The organism is Bacillus sp. 2205SS5-2 (assembly GCF_037024155.1).
Taxonomy (GTDB): domain Bacteria; phylum Bacillota; class Bacilli; order Bacillales; family Bacillaceae_K; genus Bacillus_CI.
Genome location: NZ_JAYKTS010000012.1, coordinates 42139 through 62877, shown reverse-complemented (window position 1 = coordinate 62877; position 20739 = coordinate 42139). Strand labels below are relative to the sequence as shown.

At 38.4% G+C, this 20739-nt stretch carries 23 protein-coding genes; 8 read left to right on the top strand and 15 right to left on the bottom strand.

What is annotated here, in order from left to right; genetic code table 11:
- Nucleotides 1-249: 249 nt before the first annotated feature.
- From rlmD to U8D43_RS09995, 8 genes are all read right to left on the bottom strand, one after another.
- Nucleotides 250-1632, bottom strand: coding sequence for a 23S rRNA (uracil(1939)-C(5))-methyltransferase RlmD (gene rlmD / locus U8D43_RS10030; protein WP_335871047.1), 1383 nt, complete (start codon nt 1630-1632; stop codon nt 250-252).
- A complete protein-coding gene (locus U8D43_RS10025; RefSeq protein ID WP_335871046.1) occupies nt 1629-2114 on the bottom strand; it encodes a DNA-3-methyladenine glycosylase family protein in 486 nt (161 codons plus the stop codon). Before U8D43_RS10025 ends, rlmD begins: the two co-directional genes overlap by 4 nt.
- Nucleotides 2115-2123: 9 nt before the next feature.
- Entirely contained in the window at nt 2124-2291 is a 168-nt protein-coding gene (locus U8D43_RS10020; protein WP_335871045.1) for a hypothetical protein, read from the bottom strand.
- A gap of 599 nt (nt 2292-2890) precedes the next feature.
- On the bottom strand, nt 2891-3682 hold the full coding sequence (pdaA, locus tag U8D43_RS10015) for a delta-lactam-biosynthetic de-N-acetylase (protein WP_335871044.1): 792 nt from the start codon (nt 3680-3682) through the stop codon (nt 2891-2893).
- 96 nt (nt 3683-3778) lie between these two features.
- Nucleotides 3779-4087 (bottom strand): hypothetical protein, encoded by a 309-nt coding sequence (locus U8D43_RS10010; protein WP_335871043.1) that lies wholly within the window; start codon nt 4085-4087, stop codon nt 3779-3781.
- The gene (locus U8D43_RS10005; RefSeq protein WP_335871042.1) at nt 4088-4630 is read right to left on the bottom strand and encodes an SDR family oxidoreductase; all 543 of its coding nucleotides are present in this window, start codon (nt 4628-4630) and stop codon (nt 4088-4090) included.
- Between the two features lie 107 nt (nt 4631-4737).
- Complete coding sequence (locus tag U8D43_RS10000) at nt 4738-6273, bottom strand: fumarate hydratase (RefSeq protein WP_335871041.1); 1536 nt, start codon at nt 6271-6273, stop codon at nt 4738-4740.
- A 499-nt stretch (nt 6274-6772) separates the two neighbouring features.
- Complete coding sequence (locus tag U8D43_RS09995) at nt 6773-6952, bottom strand: SE1561 family protein (RefSeq protein ID WP_335871040.1); 180 nt, start codon at nt 6950-6952, stop codon at nt 6773-6775.
- 112 nt (nt 6953-7064) lie between these two features.
- On the opposite strand from U8D43_RS09995, the gene yfkAB reads away from it, so the two are divergent.
- Nucleotides 7065-8183, top strand: coding sequence for a radical SAM/CxCxxxxC motif protein YfkAB (gene yfkAB, locus U8D43_RS09990; protein ID WP_335871039.1), 1119 nt, complete (start codon nt 7065-7067; stop codon nt 8181-8183).
- A 52-nt stretch (nt 8184-8235) separates the two neighbouring features.
- Here the strand turns inward: yfkAB and U8D43_RS09985 are convergent, their stop codons facing one another.
- Entirely contained in the window at nt 8236-9036 is an 801-nt protein-coding gene (locus U8D43_RS09985; RefSeq protein ID WP_335871038.1) for a YfkD famly protein, read from the bottom strand.
- Between the two features lie 420 nt (nt 9037-9456).
- Complete coding sequence (gene cax, locus U8D43_RS09980) at nt 9457-10515, bottom strand: calcium/proton exchanger (protein ID WP_335871037.1); 1059 nt, start codon at nt 10513-10515, stop codon at nt 9457-9459.
- An 83-nt stretch (nt 10516-10598) separates the two neighbouring features.
- Here cax and U8D43_RS09975 point away from each other — a divergent pair, with 83 nt between their 5' ends.
- Nucleotides 10599-11021 (top strand): pyridoxamine 5'-phosphate oxidase family protein, encoded by a 423-nt coding sequence (locus U8D43_RS09975; protein ID WP_335871036.1) that lies wholly within the window; start codon nt 10599-10601, stop codon nt 11019-11021.
- 10 nt (nt 11022-11031) lie between these two features.
- On the opposite strand, the gene U8D43_RS09970 is transcribed toward U8D43_RS09975, so the two are convergent.
- On the bottom strand, nt 11032-11421 hold the full coding sequence (locus tag U8D43_RS09970) for an OsmC family protein (RefSeq protein ID WP_335871035.1): 390 nt from the start codon (nt 11419-11421) through the stop codon (nt 11032-11034).
- Between the two features lie 378 nt (nt 11422-11799).
- Here U8D43_RS09970 and U8D43_RS09965 point away from each other — a divergent pair, with 378 nt between their 5' ends.
- Nucleotides 11800-12993: an MFS transporter gene (locus tag U8D43_RS09965; RefSeq protein ID WP_335871034.1), complete on the top strand. Its 1194-nt coding sequence runs from the start codon at nt 11800-11802 to the stop codon at nt 12991-12993.
- 287 nt (nt 12994-13280) lie between these two features.
- Here U8D43_RS09965 and U8D43_RS09960 read toward each other — a convergent pair whose 3' ends face one another.
- Entirely contained in the window at nt 13281-14222 is a 942-nt protein-coding gene (locus tag U8D43_RS09960; RefSeq protein WP_335871033.1) for a DMT family transporter, read from the bottom strand.
- 246 nt (nt 14223-14468) lie between these two features.
- Between U8D43_RS09960 and U8D43_RS09955 the strand changes: the two genes are divergently transcribed.
- From U8D43_RS09955 to U8D43_RS09945, 3 genes are all read left to right on the top strand, one after another.
- Complete coding sequence (locus U8D43_RS09955; protein WP_335871032.1) at nt 14469-14621, top strand: hypothetical protein; 153 nt, start codon at nt 14469-14471, stop codon at nt 14619-14621.
- An 11-nt stretch (nt 14622-14632) separates the two neighbouring features.
- Nucleotides 14633-14821, top strand: a complete 189-nt coding sequence (locus U8D43_RS09950) for a hypothetical protein (RefSeq protein ID WP_335871031.1) — start codon at nt 14633-14635, stop codon at nt 14819-14821.
- Between the two features lie 69 nt (nt 14822-14890).
- The gene (locus U8D43_RS09945) at nt 14891-16816 is read left to right on the top strand and encodes a heavy metal translocating P-type ATPase (RefSeq protein WP_335871030.1); all 1926 of its coding nucleotides are present in this window, start codon (nt 14891-14893) and stop codon (nt 16814-16816) included.
- Between the two features lie 207 nt (nt 16817-17023).
- Here the strand turns inward: U8D43_RS09945 and U8D43_RS09940 are convergent, their stop codons facing one another.
- Nucleotides 17024-17836, bottom strand: coding sequence for a YihY/virulence factor BrkB family protein (locus tag U8D43_RS09940; protein ID WP_335871029.1), 813 nt, complete (start codon nt 17834-17836; stop codon nt 17024-17026).
- A gap of 17 nt (nt 17837-17853) precedes the next feature.
- Nucleotides 17854-18324 (bottom strand): YtxH domain-containing protein, encoded by a 471-nt coding sequence (locus U8D43_RS09935; RefSeq protein ID WP_335871028.1) that lies wholly within the window; start codon nt 18322-18324, stop codon nt 17854-17856.
- A gap of 295 nt (nt 18325-18619) precedes the next feature.
- Here U8D43_RS09935 and U8D43_RS09930 point away from each other — a divergent pair, with 295 nt between their 5' ends.
- Both U8D43_RS09930 and U8D43_RS09925 read left to right on the top strand, forming a co-directional pair.
- Nucleotides 18620-18841, top strand: coding sequence for a DUF1128 domain-containing protein (locus U8D43_RS09930; RefSeq protein WP_335871027.1), 222 nt, complete (start codon nt 18620-18622; stop codon nt 18839-18841).
- A 152-nt stretch (nt 18842-18993) separates the two neighbouring features.
- Nucleotides 18994-19149 carry a hypothetical protein gene (locus tag U8D43_RS09925; protein ID WP_335871026.1) on the top strand — a complete coding sequence of 52 codons (156 nt, stop codon included), beginning with the start codon at nt 18994-18996 and terminating at the stop codon, nt 19147-19149.
- A gap of 664 nt (nt 19150-19813) precedes the next feature.
- Here U8D43_RS09925 and U8D43_RS09920 read toward each other — a convergent pair.
- On the bottom strand, nt 19814-20734 hold the full coding sequence (locus U8D43_RS09920; RefSeq protein ID WP_335871025.1) for a pseudouridine-5'-phosphate glycosidase: 921 nt from the start codon (nt 20732-20734) through the stop codon (nt 19814-19816).
- Nucleotides 20735-20739 lie beyond the last annotated feature (5 nt).

Genomic DNA, 20739 nt, shown 5'->3' with positions numbered 1-20739 from the left:
TGAACCACATCCCTATACTGATAAATCTTTTACTATTTTAGTGTATTTCATTTTATTGTCTGAGTCAATAAAAATCCCCTTTCTTTTGGAAATAAATTTTTCGCAAAACTAACTAATCATCTTATGTTCATTTATTCCGCGTAAAAGTAAGACCCCGGGGGTCAAAAAATCCCTCGAACCATTAGTCCGAGGGAACATAAAACACACTTCAATATTCAGTTAAAAAACACTAAGCCTATTGATACCAAGCTATTTTAACTCTATCAACGCCACGCACTCGACGTGCGCGGTCTGCGGAAACATATCCACTGGCTGAATATACTTCACATCATATTTGGAGCTTAACACTTTAATATCGCGTGCAAGCGTTGAAGGATTACACGAAACATATATCAGCTTTTTCGGTCTCACCGCTAAAATGGTTGCTAAGAATCCATCCTCACAACCCGTTCTCGGTGGATCAACCACTACCACATCTGGACGCCAGCCTTCTTTTTTCCAACGAGGTAGCCACTCTTCGGCTGTTCCTACTTTATAAATCGCATTCTTCACACCAAATTTTTCCGCATTTTTCTGGGCATCTTGAATTCCTTCTGAGACCACGTCCATGCCGCGAATTTCTGCTGCACCGTCTGCTAGCCACAAGCCAATCGTCCCAACGCCACAATAAGCATCGACGATTTTCTCCTTGCCGGTAAGCTGGGCTGCCTGCTTCGCTTCATTATAAAGCTTGACGGTTTGGGTTGGATTCAATTGAAAGAATGCACGAGCGGATAGTTCATACGTAAAGTCTTCTAACTGCTCTTCAATCACTTCTTTCCCTGCTAGATGATGCGTATCTTTACCGAAAATAAGGGAGGTTGATTTGGGATTGACATTTTGCATTACTGATACGACTTCCGGAATCCTTTTTTGAATCTCAGCCACAATGACTTCTTTTCTGGGCAGGTCTTTTTTCACAGTAACCAATACCACCTGAATTTCCCCAGAAGTAACGCCAACTCTTGTTACGATCGTTTTGACAATGCCTTTTTTCGTTTTTTCCTGATAAATTGGCACTTTAAAATCAGCTAGTATTCTTTTGACAACATTCACTACTTTGTTGACCTGTGGATGCTGGACGATGCATTCAGGGATGTCGATCAGTTTATGAGAGTTTAAGCTGTAGAGTCCCGTTATCACTTTTCCTTTGTTAATCCCCACTTGGAATTGACTTTTATTACGGTAATGCCACGGGTTTTCCATTCCGATGGTCGGACGAATTTCTAGTGTATCTAAATCAAATTTCGTGTGCCTTTCCAGTGCTTGAATCACGATGTCCCGCTTTTCCACAAGCTGCTGGTCATACTCTAAATGCTGCAACTGACAGCCTCCGCATTGATGGTAAACAGGGCATGGTGGCGTTGCACGGTGAGGGGATTTTTTGCGAATTTTGATGACCTTTCCTTGCGCAAATTTATGTTTAATGTCCGTTGCTTGAACAACGACTTCTTCGCCTGGAAGAGCACCGGGTACGAAGACGACTTGCTTTTTAAAATAACCCACACCCTCTCCGTTGATTCCAAGACGTTTAATCGTTAAGGGGAATTCTTGCCCCTTTTTAATGGCTATGTTTGTTGTTTGTGCTTTCATTTCTTATCACTTCCAGTTTCTATACTTCTCCATAAATAAAAGGAGGCATAACTTAAATACGGTTCCCAGTTTTTTTCATATTGGGTTAGTTCTTCAATGGTCGGTTTACGATTTAGGCCATACAGCTTTTTGACCGCATTTTGTATCCCGATATCCACGTTCGGAAAAAGATTCGGGCGACCAAGTGCAAACAATAAATAATTCTCTGCGGTCCATAATCCGATTCCTCTAATCTTCGTTATCTCGCTGATCACTTCACTATCTGTTAGTCGTTGGAGCCTATCTAATTGTAAATCACCGCTTGCTATTTTTTGTGATAATCCGATAATATACTCTGCTTTGCGGGTACTTAATTTTAGCTCCCGTAATTCATCGACAGTGAAGGTAGCAACTTTATCTGGAGATGGATAAAACCACACTCCATCTTTTTGTCGCCCATATGTATGAACAAAGCGTTCATTCAGCCGTAAAGCCAGTGTCATGGTGACTTGTTAACCCAAAATACATTTTATTAACGAACCATAAGGACTAAATTCTAACACAACTGGCGTACCACTGTGCTCTTGAAAGATTGATTTTAAGTCTGTTTCTCTGAAATAATGGGAAATTCCCTGTAAATCTTCGTTCCATTGAAAAATTTCTGCCATTCGAGTTAGCACTTATTTTTTCACCTGCTTATTCTCTGCAGAAACAAACAGGGCTGGGCTTGCTTCCGACCCTAGTGCCTTAATCGTGATTACTTCATCTTCACTGCCATAGTAGGGAACTTTTAAGATTCTGTTTTTTCGATCAATACAATGCAATGCAATGGATCTAACTCTAACCCTTCTAATATTCGGTCAAAGTGATAGGGTGGAACCAATTCGATTTTTTCTACTCACATAGTCTTCACCTCTACGAGACAATTTCCCGTATTATATCCTGGTGAAACGCTTGATTCAGAGTGAGCTGTTCGTATCCTGTCAATTTTATCCACTAGAAGGACGTACAATACCTTTAAATAAGAAAAGCGTCTAGAGCTAGACACCAATCAAACTCACAAAATTTTCTTATCTTTCAAAAAGTCTGTTTTCGCAAAGATTGTTTCTACTCGCAAAAGATCAAAAACTTTATATAGCTACGCTTCGAGGCATCTTTCGTATCATTTGGTAAGTGATTCTGAAAAAAACGAGCTTCAGTCAGAAATTCATCTTCAACCAACAATCAATACGGAAAAACCTTCAAAAAAGGCTGACCAAAGGCCAACCCCACTGTCTCGTTATTCCATAAGTAGCGGATTTTTTTGTTGATTGTTGACCATATAATAATCCAGACTTTCAAAACTATACCCCTTCTTCTTGATGTCTTGAATTGCTTTTTCAAGTGCATCCGCATTATCTTTTGAGACGGTATGAAGCAAAATAACCGCGCCAGGATGAAGTTGACGCATCAAATTGTTATAGGAATATTTCCATCCCTGTTGCTTATTGGTATACCAATCCACAAAGGCCACTGACCAAAACACATGAATATACCCTTCTTCTTTAGCCACTTTTAATACACGTTCACTAAAAATCCCCCGTGGCGGGCGAAGATACATCATTTCTTTCTGCTTCGTTAGACGAGCCGTTTCCTCTTTGACCTTGCTGAGTTCTTTGCGGATTTTCTCATCTGAAATCGTTGTGAAGTCAGGATGGAACCAAGAATGATTCCCAATAATATGACCTTCCTTCACCATTCGTTTGACAAGGTCAGGGGCGCTTTGTAAATAATGACCGGTAACAAAAAAGGTTGCCGGTACTTTTTCCTTTTTTAAAACGTCTAAAATCTTCTCCGAATAGCCATTTTCATAACCATTATCAAATGTTAAATAGACAATTTTCTTATCTGCAGGACCTTTGTAGAAAGCATCGTATTTCTTTAAAAGTGCTTCATATTCAGGTGCTTGGGCAGGCTGTTCATTCTTCGCTTTTTTAAAGCCCCAATGAATCGGGGAATTCGAAGCACTTGCTGGGAGACCATTTTGAAATATAAAGAGAACTGTTAAGAGAAGATAGATTATTTTTCGCATATACTTCCTTCTTTCTTCCGTACTTTACAAATAGGATTTGTTAGAAGGATAGAAACATACACGTTAAAAGCTACCAGTTATTTCTCCAAGTAATGCTCAAAAATATTCTTTAAGTTGATGTTTTCCATAGGTCGGCGCTACGGCATTACTTGTCATGGCATGATAAAAGAAGGAAAGCAAACCGTATTGGTGTTTATTTATTATTTTTAGTCCGCCTAAGATTGGAAGGAATAGTATCGGTGAAATATGAGTGATTTTCCCTTTTTTATTTGCTCCTCGAAAGGCTAGGTCAATTATTTCTTTATGTGAATATACATCAAGTCCACCTGCATTAACGGTCACATTCGCTTCTTGTAGAGAGTCTACACATATTTTAACTAAATCTGCTCCGTGAATAGGATTCATTTAGTTTAATCCATTTCCTGGTAAATTGTCTCTTCCCTTTCTAGCCATCTGGAGAATCGCTGTAAGGTCTGAAAAATAGCCTGTTGGACGAATCACAATATGATCCAGTTCTGAAGCTATCAAGGAGGTTACGAATTTCTCTTTTGCGTCAGTAAGTCCACTCTTCCAATTGTCTTCCTTAAAAACATGTACATACAAAAACTTTTTCACGCCACTTTTTTCGGCTTCTCGCAAAATATTGAGATTTCCCTGAAAATCTACCTGTTCAAAGCTAACCTTATCTTTTTGTCTTGTAATTCCTAATGAGGAAAATACATAATCCATCCCATCACAAATTCCTTGCATTGTTTCTGGTTTTGTCACGTCACAGCTAACAAATTCATCGATATACGGATAAATAGCTGGTTCCAAATATGGTCCTTCTGTTTTGATTTTTTCTTGATTTCTGACCATTGCTCGTACGTAGAAACCACTCTCTTTCAATTCCTTCACCACAAATCTCCCTAGATAGCCTGTCCCGCCAGCTACTACTATCTTCTTCACCTTTCTCTACTCCCCTCATTAAATGAACCCTTGTATTCTTCACATTGACTCTCTTGTGCCGGGAGACAATCGAAAAAGCCGCCTCCTATTGAGACAGCTCTAGTTAGTTAAAATACGCGCTCGGCAAAATTAGCAAGCTTTTCTAAAGAAGACTTGTCGATATCTTGGTGTAAGCTATTTCCATGAGAATCCATCGTAACTACTGCAGTGAAGCCTTCTACCTGAAGATGCCACATCGCCTCTGGAATCCCAAACTGCATCAAGTCGACACCTTTAACCTCTTTAATACAGTCGGCGTAATATTGTGCTGCTCCTCCGATGGCATTTAAATAGACTCCACCATGTTCATTTAAAGCTTGAAGGGTTTTCGGACCCATTCCGCCTTTTCCAATGACCGCACGAATGCCGAATTTCTTCATGATATCGCCTTGGTAAGGTTCTTCACGAATCGAAGTTGTTGGTCCAGCAGCTTTTACATGCCATTTTTCGTTTTCATCTTTTAACATAACTGGTCCACAATGGTAGATGATTTGCCCATTTAAATCGATTGGCGCTTCGTGGTCAGATAAGTGTTTATGAATCGCGTCTCGACCTGTGTACATCATTCCATTAATTCGAACAACATCTCCGACTTTGAGCTCACGAACTTTTTCCTCTGTGAGAGGAGCTTGTAGAGTGACAACCTTCGCTTCTTCTTTGGAAGCGGCTGATTCCTCTTCATCCTGGAGGTTAACAAGTTCACCTTCCTGATACAGCCATTCTTGAATCGTACCGGAATCACTTTGAATTTTCACACCAAGTCGTCGGTAGGCCCAGCAATTGTACGCAACCGAAACAAAAAAGCTTGCAGGAATTCGGTTCATTACGCCCACTTTACAACCTAACAGCGTCGTTTCTCCGCCAAATCCCATTGTTCCAATTCCTAACTCATTTGCGTGCTCCATCACATATTCTTCTAGTTGACGCAATTCTTCAACTGGATTGGTATCCTCGACCGTGCGGAACAATTGATTTTTCGCTAAATCATAGCCTGATGAACGATCGCCACCAATTCCCACTCCGATAAATCCTGCGGAACACCCTTGTCCTTGGGCTTGATAAACGGAATGCATGATACATTTTCGAATGCCATCCAAGTCTCGACCTGCACGACCTAATCCCTCTAATTCACAAGGCAAACTATATTGAATGTTTTTATTTTCACATCCGCCACCTTTTAAAATGAGGCGAGCATCAATATAGTCTTCTTCCCATTGCTCAAATTTTATCACTGGAGTTCCTAAGCCTAGATTGTCTCCGCTATTATCACCCGTTAAAGAATCTACGGAATTCGGGCGAAGCTTTCCATCTTTTGTTGCTTGCACCATGGCAGAGTAAATTGCTTCTTTTATGTGAAGTTGATTCACCCCAACCGGTACTTTAATTTTAAATGTTGGTAAACCTGTATCCTGACAAATCGGTGAGACCTTGTCATCAGCCATTTTTATATTATTTGAAATAGTGCTTAAGCTCATCGCTGAACGGGTTCCAGCACTTTCTTTTTCTTTTGCTAATTTTATGGCACGTCGAACGTCCTTTGGTAGATTCGTTGACGTTTCCACGATTAATTCATACATACTCTTCTCTAATTGTTGACTATTCATGCCTTATTCTCCTTCCCTTTGCGTTCCATCTATTTATTTAGATTAAGAAATTTCACAATATTACTTTTCCATTATACTCCGTTAAATAGCTTGTTTAAAGTATCCTTTTGAAAACGATTTCAGATTCCTTAATAAACCGATAGATAATCATTCTCTTACTTTCATCAATTTCATAAGACCTATATAATGCCATCAGGATACAACATATAGTTGAATTGAACCCTCTTCAACTTATAGCTAGTTAATGAAATTGACTCACTTAAAGGTTATATTCGTATACATGCATGCTCTTTAGTCAAATGTTTGATGACATCCTCCATTTTGCTGTCGATTCCCATCAAACAGACAAAGAGATACCCCTAAACAAAGCTATATCAACATTTATGGACTGGTTCGAAATGCAACAAACTTTGGCAAAACAGACTTTTTAAAGATTGCTCACACCCATACAAGATGTCTTACAAGAAAAAAGAGCCCCCATCAGGAACTCTTTGCTACGTTAATTTTTATTAAACTGATCACATTTTGTTTCAATGTCGTCAATCATTTCGATTAGACGATCAATATCTGCTAATTCAATATGTTCTGGTTCAATGGAATCCAAAACATCATCAAACATATTTAAGCGAGTTTTCAAATAATCTAGTTGTGAGTCTTTATCTTGTACAGCGTTACCCAAGGAAATCACTCCTTTCTTTCTCTTTACTATCCTATACAATAATGTTCAGGTTGACAAGAGTGTTAGAGTTTTCAATAATGAGGAACATATGTGTTCAAAAGGAGAAAATGAAATGACTAATATACTTAGAACTACTCTTACCCCAAAGACCGATCCTTGGGAAGCTTATTTAGATGTTCAGGAACATGGAAAAATGCTTTTATCGAATATCGAATTTACAACTACAACCCTCTGCAATATGCGTTGTGAACACTGTGCTGTCGGCTATACCCTTACACCAAAAGATCCCGAGGGACTCCCTATTTCACTAATTATTCAAAGATTGGATGAAATTCCTGAATTGCGAACTTTGAGTATTACCGGCGGAGAGCCAATGCTTTCGAAAAAATCGGTAGAGAATTACGTGCTGCCTCTCTTAAAGTATGCCCATGATCGTGGGGTTCGAACGCAAATTAACTCGAATCTAACACTGGACTTAGATCGATATTTACAAATTGCGCCCTATCTTGATGTCCTACATATCTCACATAACTGGGGAACAGTAGATGATTTTATCGATGGTGGATTTGCGATGATGGAGAGAAAGCCTTCTCGAGAGCAACGAGCGAAGCTATTTAACAGAATGATTGAAAATAGTCGGGCGTTGGTCAAAGAAGGAGTTATCGTTTCAGCTGAGACGATGCTGAACAAACGAACATTGCCTCATATCGAACACATCCATCAACAAATAACGGAAGAAATGCTCTGCCAGCGACATGAGATTCATCCAATGTACCCTAGCGATTTCGCTTCAACGCTTGAAATCCTATCTCTACAGGAAACGAGAGAAGCGATTCATCACTTATTAGATTTTCGTAACAAGGACGTCTGGATGTTGTTTGGTACCTTACCTTTTTACGCATGTAGCTCGATCGAGGCAGATCGAATTCTACTACAGCGTCTTTACCAAAGTGAAAATGTATCTGTTCGAAATGACCCCGACGGCCGTTCGCGTTTAAATGCAAATATCTTTACAGGGGAAGTAATTGTGACAGACTTTGGAGATGCTACCCCACTTGGAAACATACAATACGACTCCTTACCTAGTGTGTATGAGAAATGGATGGAGACAAAGTTAGCTAAAGAACTCAATTGTCATTGTTCTAGCGTAAAATGCCTTGGACCAAATGTTCTTGTGAAAAATATGTATTATCCAGGAGAAGATTTCTCGAAGAAAAAATCATTCATCTAATTGCTAATTTTCCCGATTAAACAGAAAAAATCCAGCCTTATGGCTGGATTTTTTATCTAGGTTGTTCCGAAGCAAGGAATCCAAAAGATAAATGATCTTGGAGTGGAATCCATGCACCGATCCCCTGTGAAGTTACATTTTTCACAACGATCGTCCGTTTCGATCCTTTCATCATGAGATACACTTCACCATATGTTACTTTTCCTTTTTCATTAACTGCAGGAACATATGAATATAAGTAACCCAGTCGCTTTGCTGGTATATTGTAAACCTGATCTTTCTTCGTCCCTGCTCCTACGATGGTTTGGAAAGAAAGTGGGAATTTTGTTCTTTCCATCGCTTTCAAGAGCATCATTTTCTTCACGTCATCCGCTTTTGCTACCTTGGCTGTCAGTCCACCTTTAATCACTTTTTGAGTTTCTTGAACATAATGAATTTGATAATTGCCTTTTCCACCACGATTATCATAGTAATTTGTATTTACTTTTTGATATTCCCAGTTGGTTGAGGTTTCGCTCGACTCATAATTTAGTGGCCATTCCCCTAAATAAACCGTTGCCCGTAACCCGATAGAAAAAGGAGTTTTATTCATCGTCGTTTCGTTTAACATCCGGATTAGATTCGGGTTTTCAATTTTCACATCGGACGTATTGATCAATTCTTCTGTTAATTCACTAGGCTGTAAATAAGGTAAGTCTTGTGTAGGATTTGGGTAAGTATTTTCCTTCCCAATATTTAAGACAGATGGTGGAATTTCGTGTTTGGCTTCTGGCTTTGGTTTAGCTGCATAGGTTGTGGGTTGGAATATACACAGACTAATAAGCAATATACCTAATATTAGTTTAAATTTCATGCTAATAAGCTCCTTTCAAAAACAAGTCTTCAAGTCGCTTATAGCTTCTCCTCTTATAAGAAATTTATCCTCAATAAAAAATTATTTTTATAGTTATTAGAATATTTACATTATTCAGTTAATGTTGTATACTAAGTTTATTACTACAAAAGGAGGGATTTCCGGTCTTATTACACCCATAATAAAGGAGGGTAGTGTCTGAAGAAGCATGAAGGAAAAATGTTTGTGAAGGCAAAATTAATGAAGAATAGTCTCCTAACATTTCACTATTAAATAACTCGGCTCAAGTGATTAAAACAAGCCGAGTTATTTTTTGTTTTGAAATCCAAAATTTCTCGTTAGGAAAGAAGCAAGAAGTCATACGATTCAATGGTTTTATTCCTATTCAAATAGCCACAATAATTGCGAAAACAACCATTTTTAAAGGAGGTAAAAGCCGATCCCCATAATAATGTACGCTGCTAAAAGGGTCAATCCTTCAAACCAATTCGTTTCTCCATCATTAGAGATTGCTATTGTAAGGAGGACGGCGGTGACCATCGCAATCAATTCTGGCAAGGTAAAAACCAGCGCCATTGATTGCTCATAAAACAAGGAAATAATCACTAATACAGGTGCCACAAACATTGCGATTTGCAGTGTAGAGCCCACCGCAATTTCTACAGCAATATCCATCTTATTTTTATACGCCATTACAATAGCAGAAGCGTGTTCAGCTGCGTTCCCCACTATCGCGACAATGATGACCCCGATAAATAACTCACTCCAACCAAAGTTTTCTCCTACTGCTTCAAATGTATGAACAAGATTCTCTGAAACATAGGCAACGGCAGCTGTTGCGATTGCTAAAATCGACAGAGCTTTTCGTTTGCTCCACTCTGGTTGTTCCTCGTGATGCTCCGCTCCGGAATTATCCACATGCTGATAAACTCCTCGATGAGTAACTAGTTTAAAGAACAGAGCGGCTAAATATAGCGCAATGAGGATGACGGAAATTCCTATACTAAGGGTCATGGTACTTTTTGTATCTAGTGAATTGGCAAACACTTCTGGTATGACAAATGCCACAATGACCGCAAAAATTAATAATCCTGAATTGTGCCGGGCATCGAATACGTTAAATGTTTGACGCTTAAATTTTAATCCACCAACAAAGAAACTTAGTCCAGCAACTAATAATAAATTCCCAAGAACTGACCCCGTCAGTGAGGCAAGAACTACTCCAATTAATCCTGCTTTTAAGGCGAAAATTGAAATAATTAATTCTACTGCGTTTCCAAAGGTTGCATTCAGTAATCCACCAATTCGTGGTCCAGATACAATGGCTAGACTTTCTGTCGCTCTTCCCATATAGCTGGCTAAACCAATAATGGTAACACAATATATAACAAACATAAGAACATAAGACCAGTCCATCAATGAACCAATCACTGATAAAGGTACTCCTACTAACACAATCAAGCCAAATATTTTACCCATAAACGATTTCCTCTCTTTCCTTTTGTTTATTTTTCAAAAAATAACACACAGTAATATAGATACTATTTAAAGGAGGAATTTCCTTGCAAGAAGATCTCAAACAAAAAATACTCTCTATAATGGAGCAAACGACAATAGGTACACTCGCTTCAATCGTCGAAAACAAACCCTTTTCTAGGTATATGATGTTTCAGCATGAAGATGTCACGCTCTATACAGCAACCAATAAACATGCTCATAAAGTAGAAGATCTTCGTACAAACCCCGATGTTCATATTTTGTTAGGCTATAGCGGGGAAGGGTTATCTGATCAATACTTAGAGATTGCTGCTAAAGCTGAAGTAGAAACGAACCAAGACTTAAAGGAAAAATACTGGAACGACTCCCTGAAACACTGGATTCCAAGTGCGCATGATCCAGCATACTTATTACTGAAGCTCGTCCCATCTTCCATTTTGCTTTATGAAGGAGCTGGGAAAGACCCAAAAGAGTTATCCTTAGACTAACCTCATTAGGTTAGTTTTTTTCTATAAGTTCAAACGTTTCCTCTACTTCAATGGCTCCAACCACTGATTGAACCATTGAGCAATTTTTCCTCGTCAGCTCCATCGCTTTTTCTACCTTTAATTGATCAAGATTATTGCCGGTAATAATAAAATGAAGATGAATTTTTTCCACACGATTTGCTTTCTCTTCATTTCTATCTACCCTCGATTGAATAGAAATATCCGTAAAATCCATTCTCTTTTTCACTAAAATATTTCTTAATACACCACCGCTACAGACTGCAATAGAGGATACTAGTAGCTGATAGGGACGAAAACCATACATTTCATCGCCAGATATAGGCAATTCTCCAAATGGTAGATTTGTGGTAAATCCTCCCTCTTTCATGTTATATTCCATTAAAACCGACTCCTTACGTTTTTTTATGTACAAAAAGAATTGTATATGAAATTGATCTTTGTTGCCAAATTACTGAACAATGCGTTAACATCGATAAAGGCATTTAAATATTGCCGACCGTTCTGCTTTATTAATGGCAGTTTTCGAATGGATTGTTGCTATATGTGCCAAATTATGCCTCTTGATATAGCTGTTTCCGCACAGTTTGTTGTTTCTCGAACTAGTCTATAAACGATAATTTTGCTTTATTTCGAGGCATCTTTTCGTCTATTTTTGAAGGAAATCAACAGTGAAATGGAGGATTCAATCAAATATTAGATGAGATAGCCACAATGTATACGAAAAGAGTTATATAAATTGAAATAGGAGCTTTTAAATATGAATAAAAGGTTGCAAAACCGTTTTCGGATATTGGTTGGGATTGTGGCAGTTTCAGGATTTTCACAAGGAATGCTTCTCCCGATTATCGCAATTATTTTTGAAAAAGATGGTATTTCTTCTTCCTTAAATGGACTACACGCAACGGCATTATATATCGGGATACTATTCGCATCTCCTTTGATGGAAGTACCGCTAAGAAAGATTGGTTATAAACCGATGATTTTAATCGGTGGAATTGTCGTGGTAATCAGTTTGTTCTTATTTCCTGTATGGAAATCCTTTTGGTTTTGGTTTATTTTGCGGCTTCTAATTGGAATTGGAGACCATATGCTCCATTTTGCTACGCAAACATGGATTACCTCCTTTTCACCTGAAGCAACAAGAGGTCGAAACATATCTATTTATGGTTTATTTTTTGGCCTCGGCTTTGCCGCTGGACCAATGTTAACCAAGCTCGTCGATGTTCACGAAGCACTTCCATTTATTATTTCAGCTGGAATCAGTTTTTTGCTATGGATGTCTGTGTTTTCGTTACGCAATGAGTACCCAGAAGAAACGGAAATGCAAACCAGTTCTTTTTTACATACTTTCCAACGCTTTGGTCAAGTATGGAAATACGCTTGGATCGCCTTATTACCTCCCTTTGGATATGGCTTTTTAGAAGCTTCACTGAATGGGAATTTTCCAATCATCGCTCTTCGGAATGGTGTTGATATCGGTGCTATTGCAATTATCTTACCGGCTTTCGCAATTGGAAGCATTGTGTTTCAACTACCATTAGGCATTATAAGTGATAAATATGGTAGACAATCTGTTCTCCAAACAATCTTATTGATCGGGGCCGTTTGTTTCTTCTTTGCCGGAATTTGGAGTGACTCGGTCCTTGGACTTATCCTTACCTTTTTCTTCGCAGGAATGTCCGTTGGCTCTATGTTCTCATTAGGAATAACGTTTATGACTGACTTGCTTCCAAAATCATTGCTTCCTGCTGGAAATATTATGTGTGGTGTTTTCTTTAGTATAGGAAGTATGGTTGGTCCTATTCTTGGTGGTGTGATCATTCAATTTTTCCCAGGATCCAGTTTCTTTTATTTACTTAGTACGATGCTCTTCTTAATATTTATTGGTTTGATCTATTTCACCTTAAAAACAGCTAGAATCCAAGCTAAATCAGAGGCAGGAGCTCGGTAAGAAAATTACAAGTCGTATGAAGCTATTAGCCAAAACCAATTTAAACTATATCCTTTCTAAGATTTTGAAAAAGGTGCATTTAGCACCTTTTTTAATAATTTTATGCACGACTTCCTCCCTTTTGTGCATCACTTTTGATGATTTGTGCACGACTTTCTCCCTTTTGCGCACCACTTCTGATGATTTGTGCACGACTTTCTATGCTTCTGACACCTAGTAACCAATTTCCACTAAATATACCATCCCTAAGAAAAAAACGGCTTATAAAAAGCCGTTTTTTACAAGATTCAAATAGCCATTTTATTCCTAGGTTGCCGCTTTTTTTTGTTTACGATAATGATTCCTGAAGTTACTAATAGTAGTCCAACTAACACGAAGAAATGGACACTTTCATCTAACAGGACTGATGATAAGAAAACACCAAACACGGGAACTAAAAATAAGTACATTGATACTTGTCCCACAGCATTGTATTTCATCACATTATTCCACAAAATAAAACCAGCGGATGATAAAAAGGCCAAGTAGAGTAGGATAAACGCACTCTTCATCGTAAACACAAACGGAAATATTTCTTGAGTCATCACAAATCCCACCAGAAACAATCCTAATGATCCAAACAGCATTTGATAGGAGGTTAAATACCCTACCTCAAATTGTCTCGCTTCATTCCTCGCTAAAATATTTCCGAACGCTCCAACCAACATTGCGCCCATTAATAAAAACTCGCCTAGTCCTAACGATAGCGTCAAGTCACCTCTCGTTATATTGACTAAAATAACACCTGAAAAACCAATCAATAATCCTATCGATTTTCGAAAATTAATTTTGTCATTGTTATACATAAAGTGAGCTAAAAGAATTTGAAAAAAAGAGGTAGTTCCCGCAATAATAGACCCCTGAATCCCTGTGGATAAACTTAAACCAATATAAAATAATACGTATTGTAGGAATGTCTGAAAAAAGCCAAGCTTAATCATAGGTCGAAAAGCAGTAAGTCTAAGCTTCATATTGCGTTTCATTACGGTGAAAAACAAGAAAATTAACATGCCTGCCAAGAAAAAGCGATAACTCGCAAAGAGCATTTGTTCACCAATTTCATTCGACTCAATCTGTAATAATTCATAGCTCAATTTTATAAAAGGAAAAGCACTCCCCCATAAAAACGTCGCACCCACAGCAGCAATAATGATCCCTAATGGGTGAGTGAAAAATTTTTCTACTTTCATTTATATACCACCTTCAAATAATATAAGAACGCTTCTTCTTTTCAATGAATACATTGTATGATACGATGAAGATAAATCATAATATTCTGTACCACATAAAAATCTTTACACCAATTCAACATCTTAAACCTTCCATAATTTGCTGTCACCCTAGAGGTGGCAGCTTTCGTTGTTTAAGAAGAGAAATGAAGATGAATATTATTCTCAATAGAAAAGCGGAAGTGGCTGCCCTGCGGCGTCAGGCAAATGAAAAATCCGGAGGTGATGCCTGCATCACTGGAGGGTTATTCATTTGACCCCGAGCCGCAAGCCACTGCAGCTGGATCACGAATAGCGGAAGTGGCTGCCCAGGGACGGCAGGCATCTGGCAGAACACGCAGTGTAGCCTGCTTCACGTAGGGGACTGACAAATGCCCGAGTCCCTAGCCACTGCAGCTGGACACGAAAAGCGGAAGTGGCTGCCCTGCGGCGTCAGGCAAATGAAAAATCCGGAGGTGATGTCGGCATCCCTGGAGGGTTATTCATTTGACCCCGAGCCGCAAGCCACTCATATGATAAACAGAAGGAGCTACCCTAGCCTTAAAAATCATCACATCTGATTATTAATAACTAAAATGCTGAAATCCAACTTACAAAAATAGTCCAAATTGAAACGGAGGATCAGAAACATGAACTCACAATCGCTCTCGATGAAACAAAATAATCAACCAGAGAACACATCAACTATATTTCAAAAAATATTGCCACATATTGAACTAATAACGGCATTATTAAGTGGAGTTTTCATCTTCACTGGATGGATACTCGATCGTAATGAAGCAACTACTGCTTCCATCACCTTCTATTTATTAGCCTTTGTCATCGGTGGCTTTTTTAAAGCAAAAGAGGGTATCGAAGACTCCATTCAAGATCGAGAACTTAATGTAGAAATGCTAATGGTTTTAGCAGCCGTCGGTTCGGCAATTATTGGCTATTGGACAGAAGGAGCTATTTTGATCTTTATATTCGCAGTCAGTGGTGCACTAGAAACCTACACCATGAATAAAAGCCAAAAAGAAATCTCGTCTCTTATGGAGATTCAGCCTCAGGAAGCCTTACTTGTTAAGAGTGGACGCGAAGAAAAAGTTCATATTTCTACATTAGTAATTGGTGATCAAATTTTAATTAAACCTGGCGAGCGTGTACCTGCTGATGGCAAAGTCATCAAAGGGCAAACGACAATTGACGAATCTGCCATCACCGGCGAAGCAGTTCCCGTCACGAAGCTAGATCGTGATGAAGTTTTTGCTGGAACAGTGAATTTAAATGGATCGATTACAGTCGAAATAACCAAGGCAACTAATGAAACCCTTTTCCAAAAAATCATCGAGCTCGTTCAGTCGGCACAAAGTGAAAAATCTCCTTCTCAATTATTTATTGAACGATTTGAAGGAACATATGTAAAGGTCGTTTTAGTCGTTGTGTTTATTATGATGTTTCTTCCTCATTTTGTTTTAGGATGGAGTTGGACCGATACTTTTTACCGAGCGATGGTGCTGCTCGTTGTAGCTTCACCGTGTGCTTTGGTTGCTTCTATAATGCCCGCCACTCTCTCGGCTATTTCCAACGGTGCTCGTCACGGAATTCTCTTTAAAGGTGGCATACATTTAGAGAACTTAAGCAATTTAAAAGCCGTTGCTTTTGATAAAACTGGCACCTTAACTCAAGGAAAACCCGTTGTGACGAACGTTAAAGTTTATGATGGTTTAGACGAGGCCACCATCATTCAACTCGTTGCTTCCATTGAAAATCAATCTAATCACCCTTTGGCTCAAGCGATTGTTCGGTACGGTAAAGTGACCCATAACATTCATTTATCTCAACCTGATTCTTTAGAAGATGTCTCAGGTTGGGGTGTAAAAGCAAGAATAGAAAAAAGTGATTGGAAAATCGGAAAAGCCGAATTTGTTGGTAATCAGGACGCCGAGACCTTTAGTCTACAAGAAGGTAGTACGTGGGCTACGGAAGGTAAAACCATTGTTTATGTAGCGAGAGATTCCCAAGTTGTTGCTTGCATTGCCTTAAAGGATGTTGTTAGAGAAGAAACTCAGAAAGCTTTGAAAATGTTAAAAGAAGAGGGTATATACACAATCATGCTTACAGGTGATAGTGAAAAAACAGCAATTGCAATTGCTGATGAAGCCAATGTAGATGAATATATATCCGATTGTTTGCCCGAAATGAAGGTAGCTGAGTTGAAAAAGGTGATGGATCGGTATGGTTCAGTCGGGATGGTAGGTGACGGAATTAATGATGCTCCCGCTTTAGCGACAGCTAGTGTTGGGATTGCGATGGGAGAAGGAACCGATGTCGCTTTAGAAACAGCCGATATTGTGTTAATGAAAAATGATTTACCTAAAATTGCAGAAGCTATTCGCCTCTCTAAAAAAATGCAGCGAATTGTGATGCAAAACGTAATTTTTTCTATCGGAATAATTATGGTGTTAATTATCTCCAACTTTCTGCAAGTCATTGACTTACCATTTGGGGTCATCGGTCATGAGGGAAGCACTATCCTTGTCATTTTGAATGGGTTACGATTATTAAGAAACTAAAAAGCACCGGCATATGCCGGTGCTTTTCTAATGGTAGCCGTTTTGTCCATTTGCTGAACTTGAAGTCTTGTGCTTGGGCTTATGCTTACTGTTTTGTTTCGTACCGCCATCTTTTTTCGTTTTTTTAGTCATTTGAAACCCTCCTTATTGGTCACTATCCCCTTTACTAGTATGTGCTTATTTTTTGAAGACTATCGACTTTTTGACCTAACAGTTATTATCTTTTCTAGCTTGAAATAATGCATTTACCTCTCCACCAATTAGTATAATAATACCTGATAAATATAACCAAACCATCAAGACAATTATTCCCCCGATACTCCCATAGGTAGCTGAATAATTACCGAAATTACTGACATAGTATGAAAATCCGAACGATACAACTACCCAGCCGACTGCTGCAAATATTGCTCCTGGAAATGCGCTCGTACAACTGATTTTTTTATTCGGAGCGAGGAAGTATATAACAACAAAGATGATAAATAAGAGAAACGGCGTTAAAGCCCACCTGATACTTTCCCAAATAACCGCAAATAAATTGGAAAAACCAAGCTTTGAAGATATGTATAAGCCAATCTGTTCACCAAAAACAGGAAGTAACAACACAATAAAGAACACAAAAATCAAAGCTAGAGTTAGTAAAATCGACACACCTATTTGAATGAAGAATGGACGTTCTTCTTCTACATCATACGCACGGTTCAGTGATTTTATTAGAGCATGTAACCCCCTTGAGGCTGACCAGATGGTAGCAAGCAAACCGAATGATAGTAGCCCAGTATTCCGTTTACTCATTACTTCATTCAGAGTTGATCGGATGAGATTCATCGTATCACCTGGTGCGAAATCGTGAATGACACTTAAGATATCTTCTTCAGTAAAAGGCAAATACGATAACAGTGTTACAAAAAAAATAAGCAAAGGAAAAAGAGAGAGTAGGAAAAAATAAGCTAACTGGGCTGCAAACCCAGTCAACTCAGAATTTTTCACACTCTCTCCTAGTTCCTTTAAAAAACTCATATAGGATGCCTGCTCTCTTAGTTGTTTTGATAAGTTCTGATGTTGTTTCCAGACTCTGAAGGAATATTACGATTCACTCTATCGCTAGTAGTATAATCAGTATTTTCCATTTCATTCGTGTTATTTAGAGATTTCTCTTCGTCTTGGAACACTTCTTTATAACTTTCTTGAGACTCCTGAAGATTGTTCTTCGTTTCTTCTAGGACTTCTTTCACTTGGGGAGTTACTTCATTACGCAACGTTTCGAATTTCTCATTTACAAATTTCACATCTTCATTTAATTGATCTGCTGTTGTTTTGAATTTATCATATAAATCTTTCATATAGTCACTCATTTGTTTTGGGTTCTTTGAATAATGTTTTATTTGTTTTCCACTTTTTTTAGTTCCGTCAACTACACCTTCTCTTGTATTACGGTCCAACATCGAAATTGCTCCACCAATAATTGCTCCATAAACCATTCCTTGAACTAACCTGTTTTTAGCCATTTATAAAACCTCCGTTAATTTTTTATCCCATTTTCATATTAATACAACGTTTTATATGATGTGGAAATACTTCTGTATACTACTTTTATGAATTCTTCATTTATCTGCTTCTGTATTCTTCTTCCCACTTTGATTAGTAATGAAACATTTTTTTCCAACGTTTCATATAAGAAAATTACATATATACTTGACTCTCTTTGCTATCTTTTATAGACGAAATGAAATTATCTCTGTAAGATAAAAGTAACTTAAAAAGTAAACAATCTGTTTACTTACTGTAGAAAGGGCGATCAAAATGGATTTAAACACAAAAAATAGAGAAAACATGGTTTTTATGTTAGATGAAATTAAAACAAAATTACGTATGGTAAACGAAGGGGCAGTTAATTCCAGCGATTTCAACCTTGAAAAGTATGAGGATATTAAAGACATGTATCATTACGTCATGAAAAAACCAACCTTCAGCCCAAACGAAATGCAATCCATAGTAGAAGAAATAGGAGACTTAAGGAAATAAGAAAAGCGGAAGTGGCTGCTCAGGGACGGCAGGCATCTGGCAGTACACGCAGTGAAGCCTGCTTCACGTAGTGGGCTGACAAATGCCCGAGTCCCTAGCCACTGCAGCTGGATCACGAAAAGCGGAAGTGGCTGCCCTGCGGCGTCAGGCAAATGAAGAACTCGGAGGTGATGCCTGCATCGCTGGAGGGTTATTCATTTGACCCCGAGCCGCAAGCCACTGCAGCTAGATCACGAAAAGCGGAAGTGGCTGCTCAGGGACGGCAGGCATCTGGCAGTACACGCAGTGAAGCCTTATTTGTCCCATAGCTGCTACCCGCCATCAAGACGAACACTTTCTTGAGAGGTTTTCACACCCTATAAACCTAAAAAAAGAAAGAGTGGAAGCCATTCTTTCTTTTTTTAGGTTTTTTCATTTATCATTCACACACATTGTCAGAAATTCTCTATCTTCAGAAAATCGGTGAGGTGAATATCTGCTTTAAAGAGTTGTATCTCCTTTTTATTCACTTTTACCATGGCATATTCTTTTTTCAAATCCTAGATAAGTAGAATTTTGGATTAAAATAATATTTGACCCATCTCTAATCGGAGTTGGCTCATGGAGTTTTTCCACTACAGCTACATCGGTCCCCATTTCGCTAATTTCAGAGCAAGGCTAAGACTACAATTCCTCTACTACATTCCTTCTCCCTATATAAAGTGATCTTTTTCAGAAGGAAACTTCTCGATAAGCTCTTTCATATTTAGGTGGAAAGCGGACAAAATCTAGGATTTTGGTGAAATTTCCCGAGAAATACATCATATCTGTTTCAAAAATGAAGAAAGAAGTCGTTTGGGTTTAATAATCAGAATATAAAAAGCGCAAGGATAATACGCCTTGCGCTTCATTGATGCAGCAAAATCTTTGGATCCTCTAACATTTCATTCAAAATGACTGATCGAGAGAATAAATTCAATCTCGTTGATAAAATTAAATTCCTACACTCTCTTTGTAGAATTGTTTTGCTATCAAGGAACCGATTAATGCATTATGTTTTACAAGAGCAATATTAGCCTCAAGGCTCTTACCTTTTGTCATTTCTTTTACTTTTCCCAATAGAAAAGGAGTCACATCTTTCCCAATAATCCCTTTTTCCTCTGCCTCCGTTAAAGCACCCTCGATAATGGAATGAATTTCGTCTCCCATTGCTGATTCTTCCGGAATCGGGTTTGCGACTACTAATCCACCTTTAAGTCCTAAATCCCATTTAGTTTTCATTACATTAGCGACTTCTAGGGGAGTGTCTAGTGTGTAATTTACAGAATAGGCGCTATTTCTCGTGTAAAAAGCAGGAAGAGTTTCTGTTCCATAGCCAATAACCGGCACACCTTTTGTTTCCAAATATTCTAAGGTCAAACCAAGATCTAGAATTGACTTGGCACCTGCACAAATTACAGCTACATTTGTTTGTGCTAATTCTTCTAAATCAGCAGAAATATCTAATGTCGCTTCTCCGTTTCGGTGTACACCCCCGATTCCACCGGTAACAAACACCGAAACATCGGCCATTTGTGCGCAAATCATGGTCGCTGCCACAGTCGTTGCCCCTAAGGTTTTGGAAGCTAAAACAAAAGGCATATCTCTTCTGCTAACCTTAGCAACGCCTTCCGTTTTCCCTAAGAATTCAAGCTCTTCATCAGAAAGGCCGATTTTTATTTTTCCGTTCATTATCGCAATGGTTGACGGAATAACTCCATTTTCTCGTAAAATAGATTCTACTTCTTTTGCAGTTTTCACATTTTGTGGATAAGGCATTCCATGCGAAATGATTGTTGATTCTAATGCTATAATTGGTCTACCCTCTTGTTTAGCTAGTAATACTTCTTCTGAATACTCCAAATAATTTTCCATAATGC

Bases quoted from the DNA above. Each gene is read 5' to 3' on its own strand.
- U8D43_RS09985 (WP_335871038.1), bottom strand. From the start codon at position 9,036: ATGAAATTTAAACTAATATTAGGTATATTGCTTATTAGTCTGTGTATA.
- U8D43_RS09960 (WP_335871033.1), bottom strand. From the start codon at position 14,222: ATGAAAGTAGAAAAATTTTTCACTCACCCATTAGGGATCATTATTGCT.
- U8D43_RS09955 (WP_335871032.1), top strand. From the start codon at position 14,469: ATGAAAAATCCGGAGGTGATGCCTGCATCACTGGAGGGTTATTCATTT.
- U8D43_RS09930 (WP_335871027.1), top strand. From the start codon at position 18,620: ATGGATTTAAACACAAAAAATAGAGAAAACATGGTTTTTATGTTAGAT.
- U8D43_RS09940 (WP_335871029.1), bottom strand. From the start codon at position 17,836: ATGAGTTTTTTAAAGGAACTAGGAGAGAGTGTGAAAAATTCTGAGTTG.
- U8D43_RS09935 (WP_335871028.1), bottom strand. From the start codon at position 18,324: ATGGCTAAAAACAGGTTAGTTCAAGGAATGGTTTATGGAGCAATTATT.
- U8D43_RS09925 (WP_335871026.1), top strand. From the start codon at position 18,994: ATGAAGAACTCGGAGGTGATGCCTGCATCGCTGGAGGGTTATTCATTT.
- cax (WP_335871037.1), bottom strand. From the start codon at position 10,515: ATGGGTAAAATATTTGGCTTGATTGTGTTAGTAGGAGTACCTTTATCA.
- U8D43_RS10000 (WP_335871041.1), bottom strand. From the start codon at position 6,273: ATGAATAGTCAACAATTAGAGAAGAGTATGTATGAATTAATCGTGGAA.
- U8D43_RS09970 (WP_335871035.1), bottom strand. From the start codon at position 11,421: ATGGAATATAACATGAAAGAGGGAGGATTTACCACAAATCTACCATTT.
- pdaA (WP_335871044.1), bottom strand. From the start codon at position 3,682: ATGCGAAAAATAATCTATCTTCTCTTAACAGTTCTCTTTATATTTCAA.
- U8D43_RS09945 (WP_335871030.1), top strand. From the start codon at position 14,891: ATGAACTCACAATCGCTCTCGATGAAACAAAATAATCAACCAGAGAAC.
- rlmD (WP_335871047.1), bottom strand. From the start codon at position 1,632: ATGAAAGCACAAACAACAAACATAGCCATTAAAAAGGGGCAAGAATTC.
- U8D43_RS10010 (WP_335871043.1), bottom strand. From the start codon at position 4,087: ATGAATCCTATTCACGGAGCAGATTTAGTTAAAATATGTGTAGACTCT.
- U8D43_RS09950 (WP_335871031.1), top strand. From the start codon at position 14,633: ATGCCCGAGTCCCTAGCCACTGCAGCTGGACACGAAAAGCGGAAGTGG.
- U8D43_RS09965 (WP_335871034.1), top strand. From the start codon at position 11,800: ATGAATAAAAGGTTGCAAAACCGTTTTCGGATATTGGTTGGGATTGTG.
- U8D43_RS10025 (WP_335871046.1), bottom strand. From the start codon at position 2,114: ATGACACTGGCTTTACGGCTGAATGAACGCTTTGTTCATACATATGGG.
- U8D43_RS09920 (WP_335871025.1), bottom strand. From the start codon at position 20,734: ATGGAAAATTATTTGGAGTATTCAGAAGAAGTATTACTAGCTAAACAA.
- yfkAB (WP_335871039.1), top strand. From the start codon at position 7,065: ATGACTAATATACTTAGAACTACTCTTACCCCAAAGACCGATCCTTGG.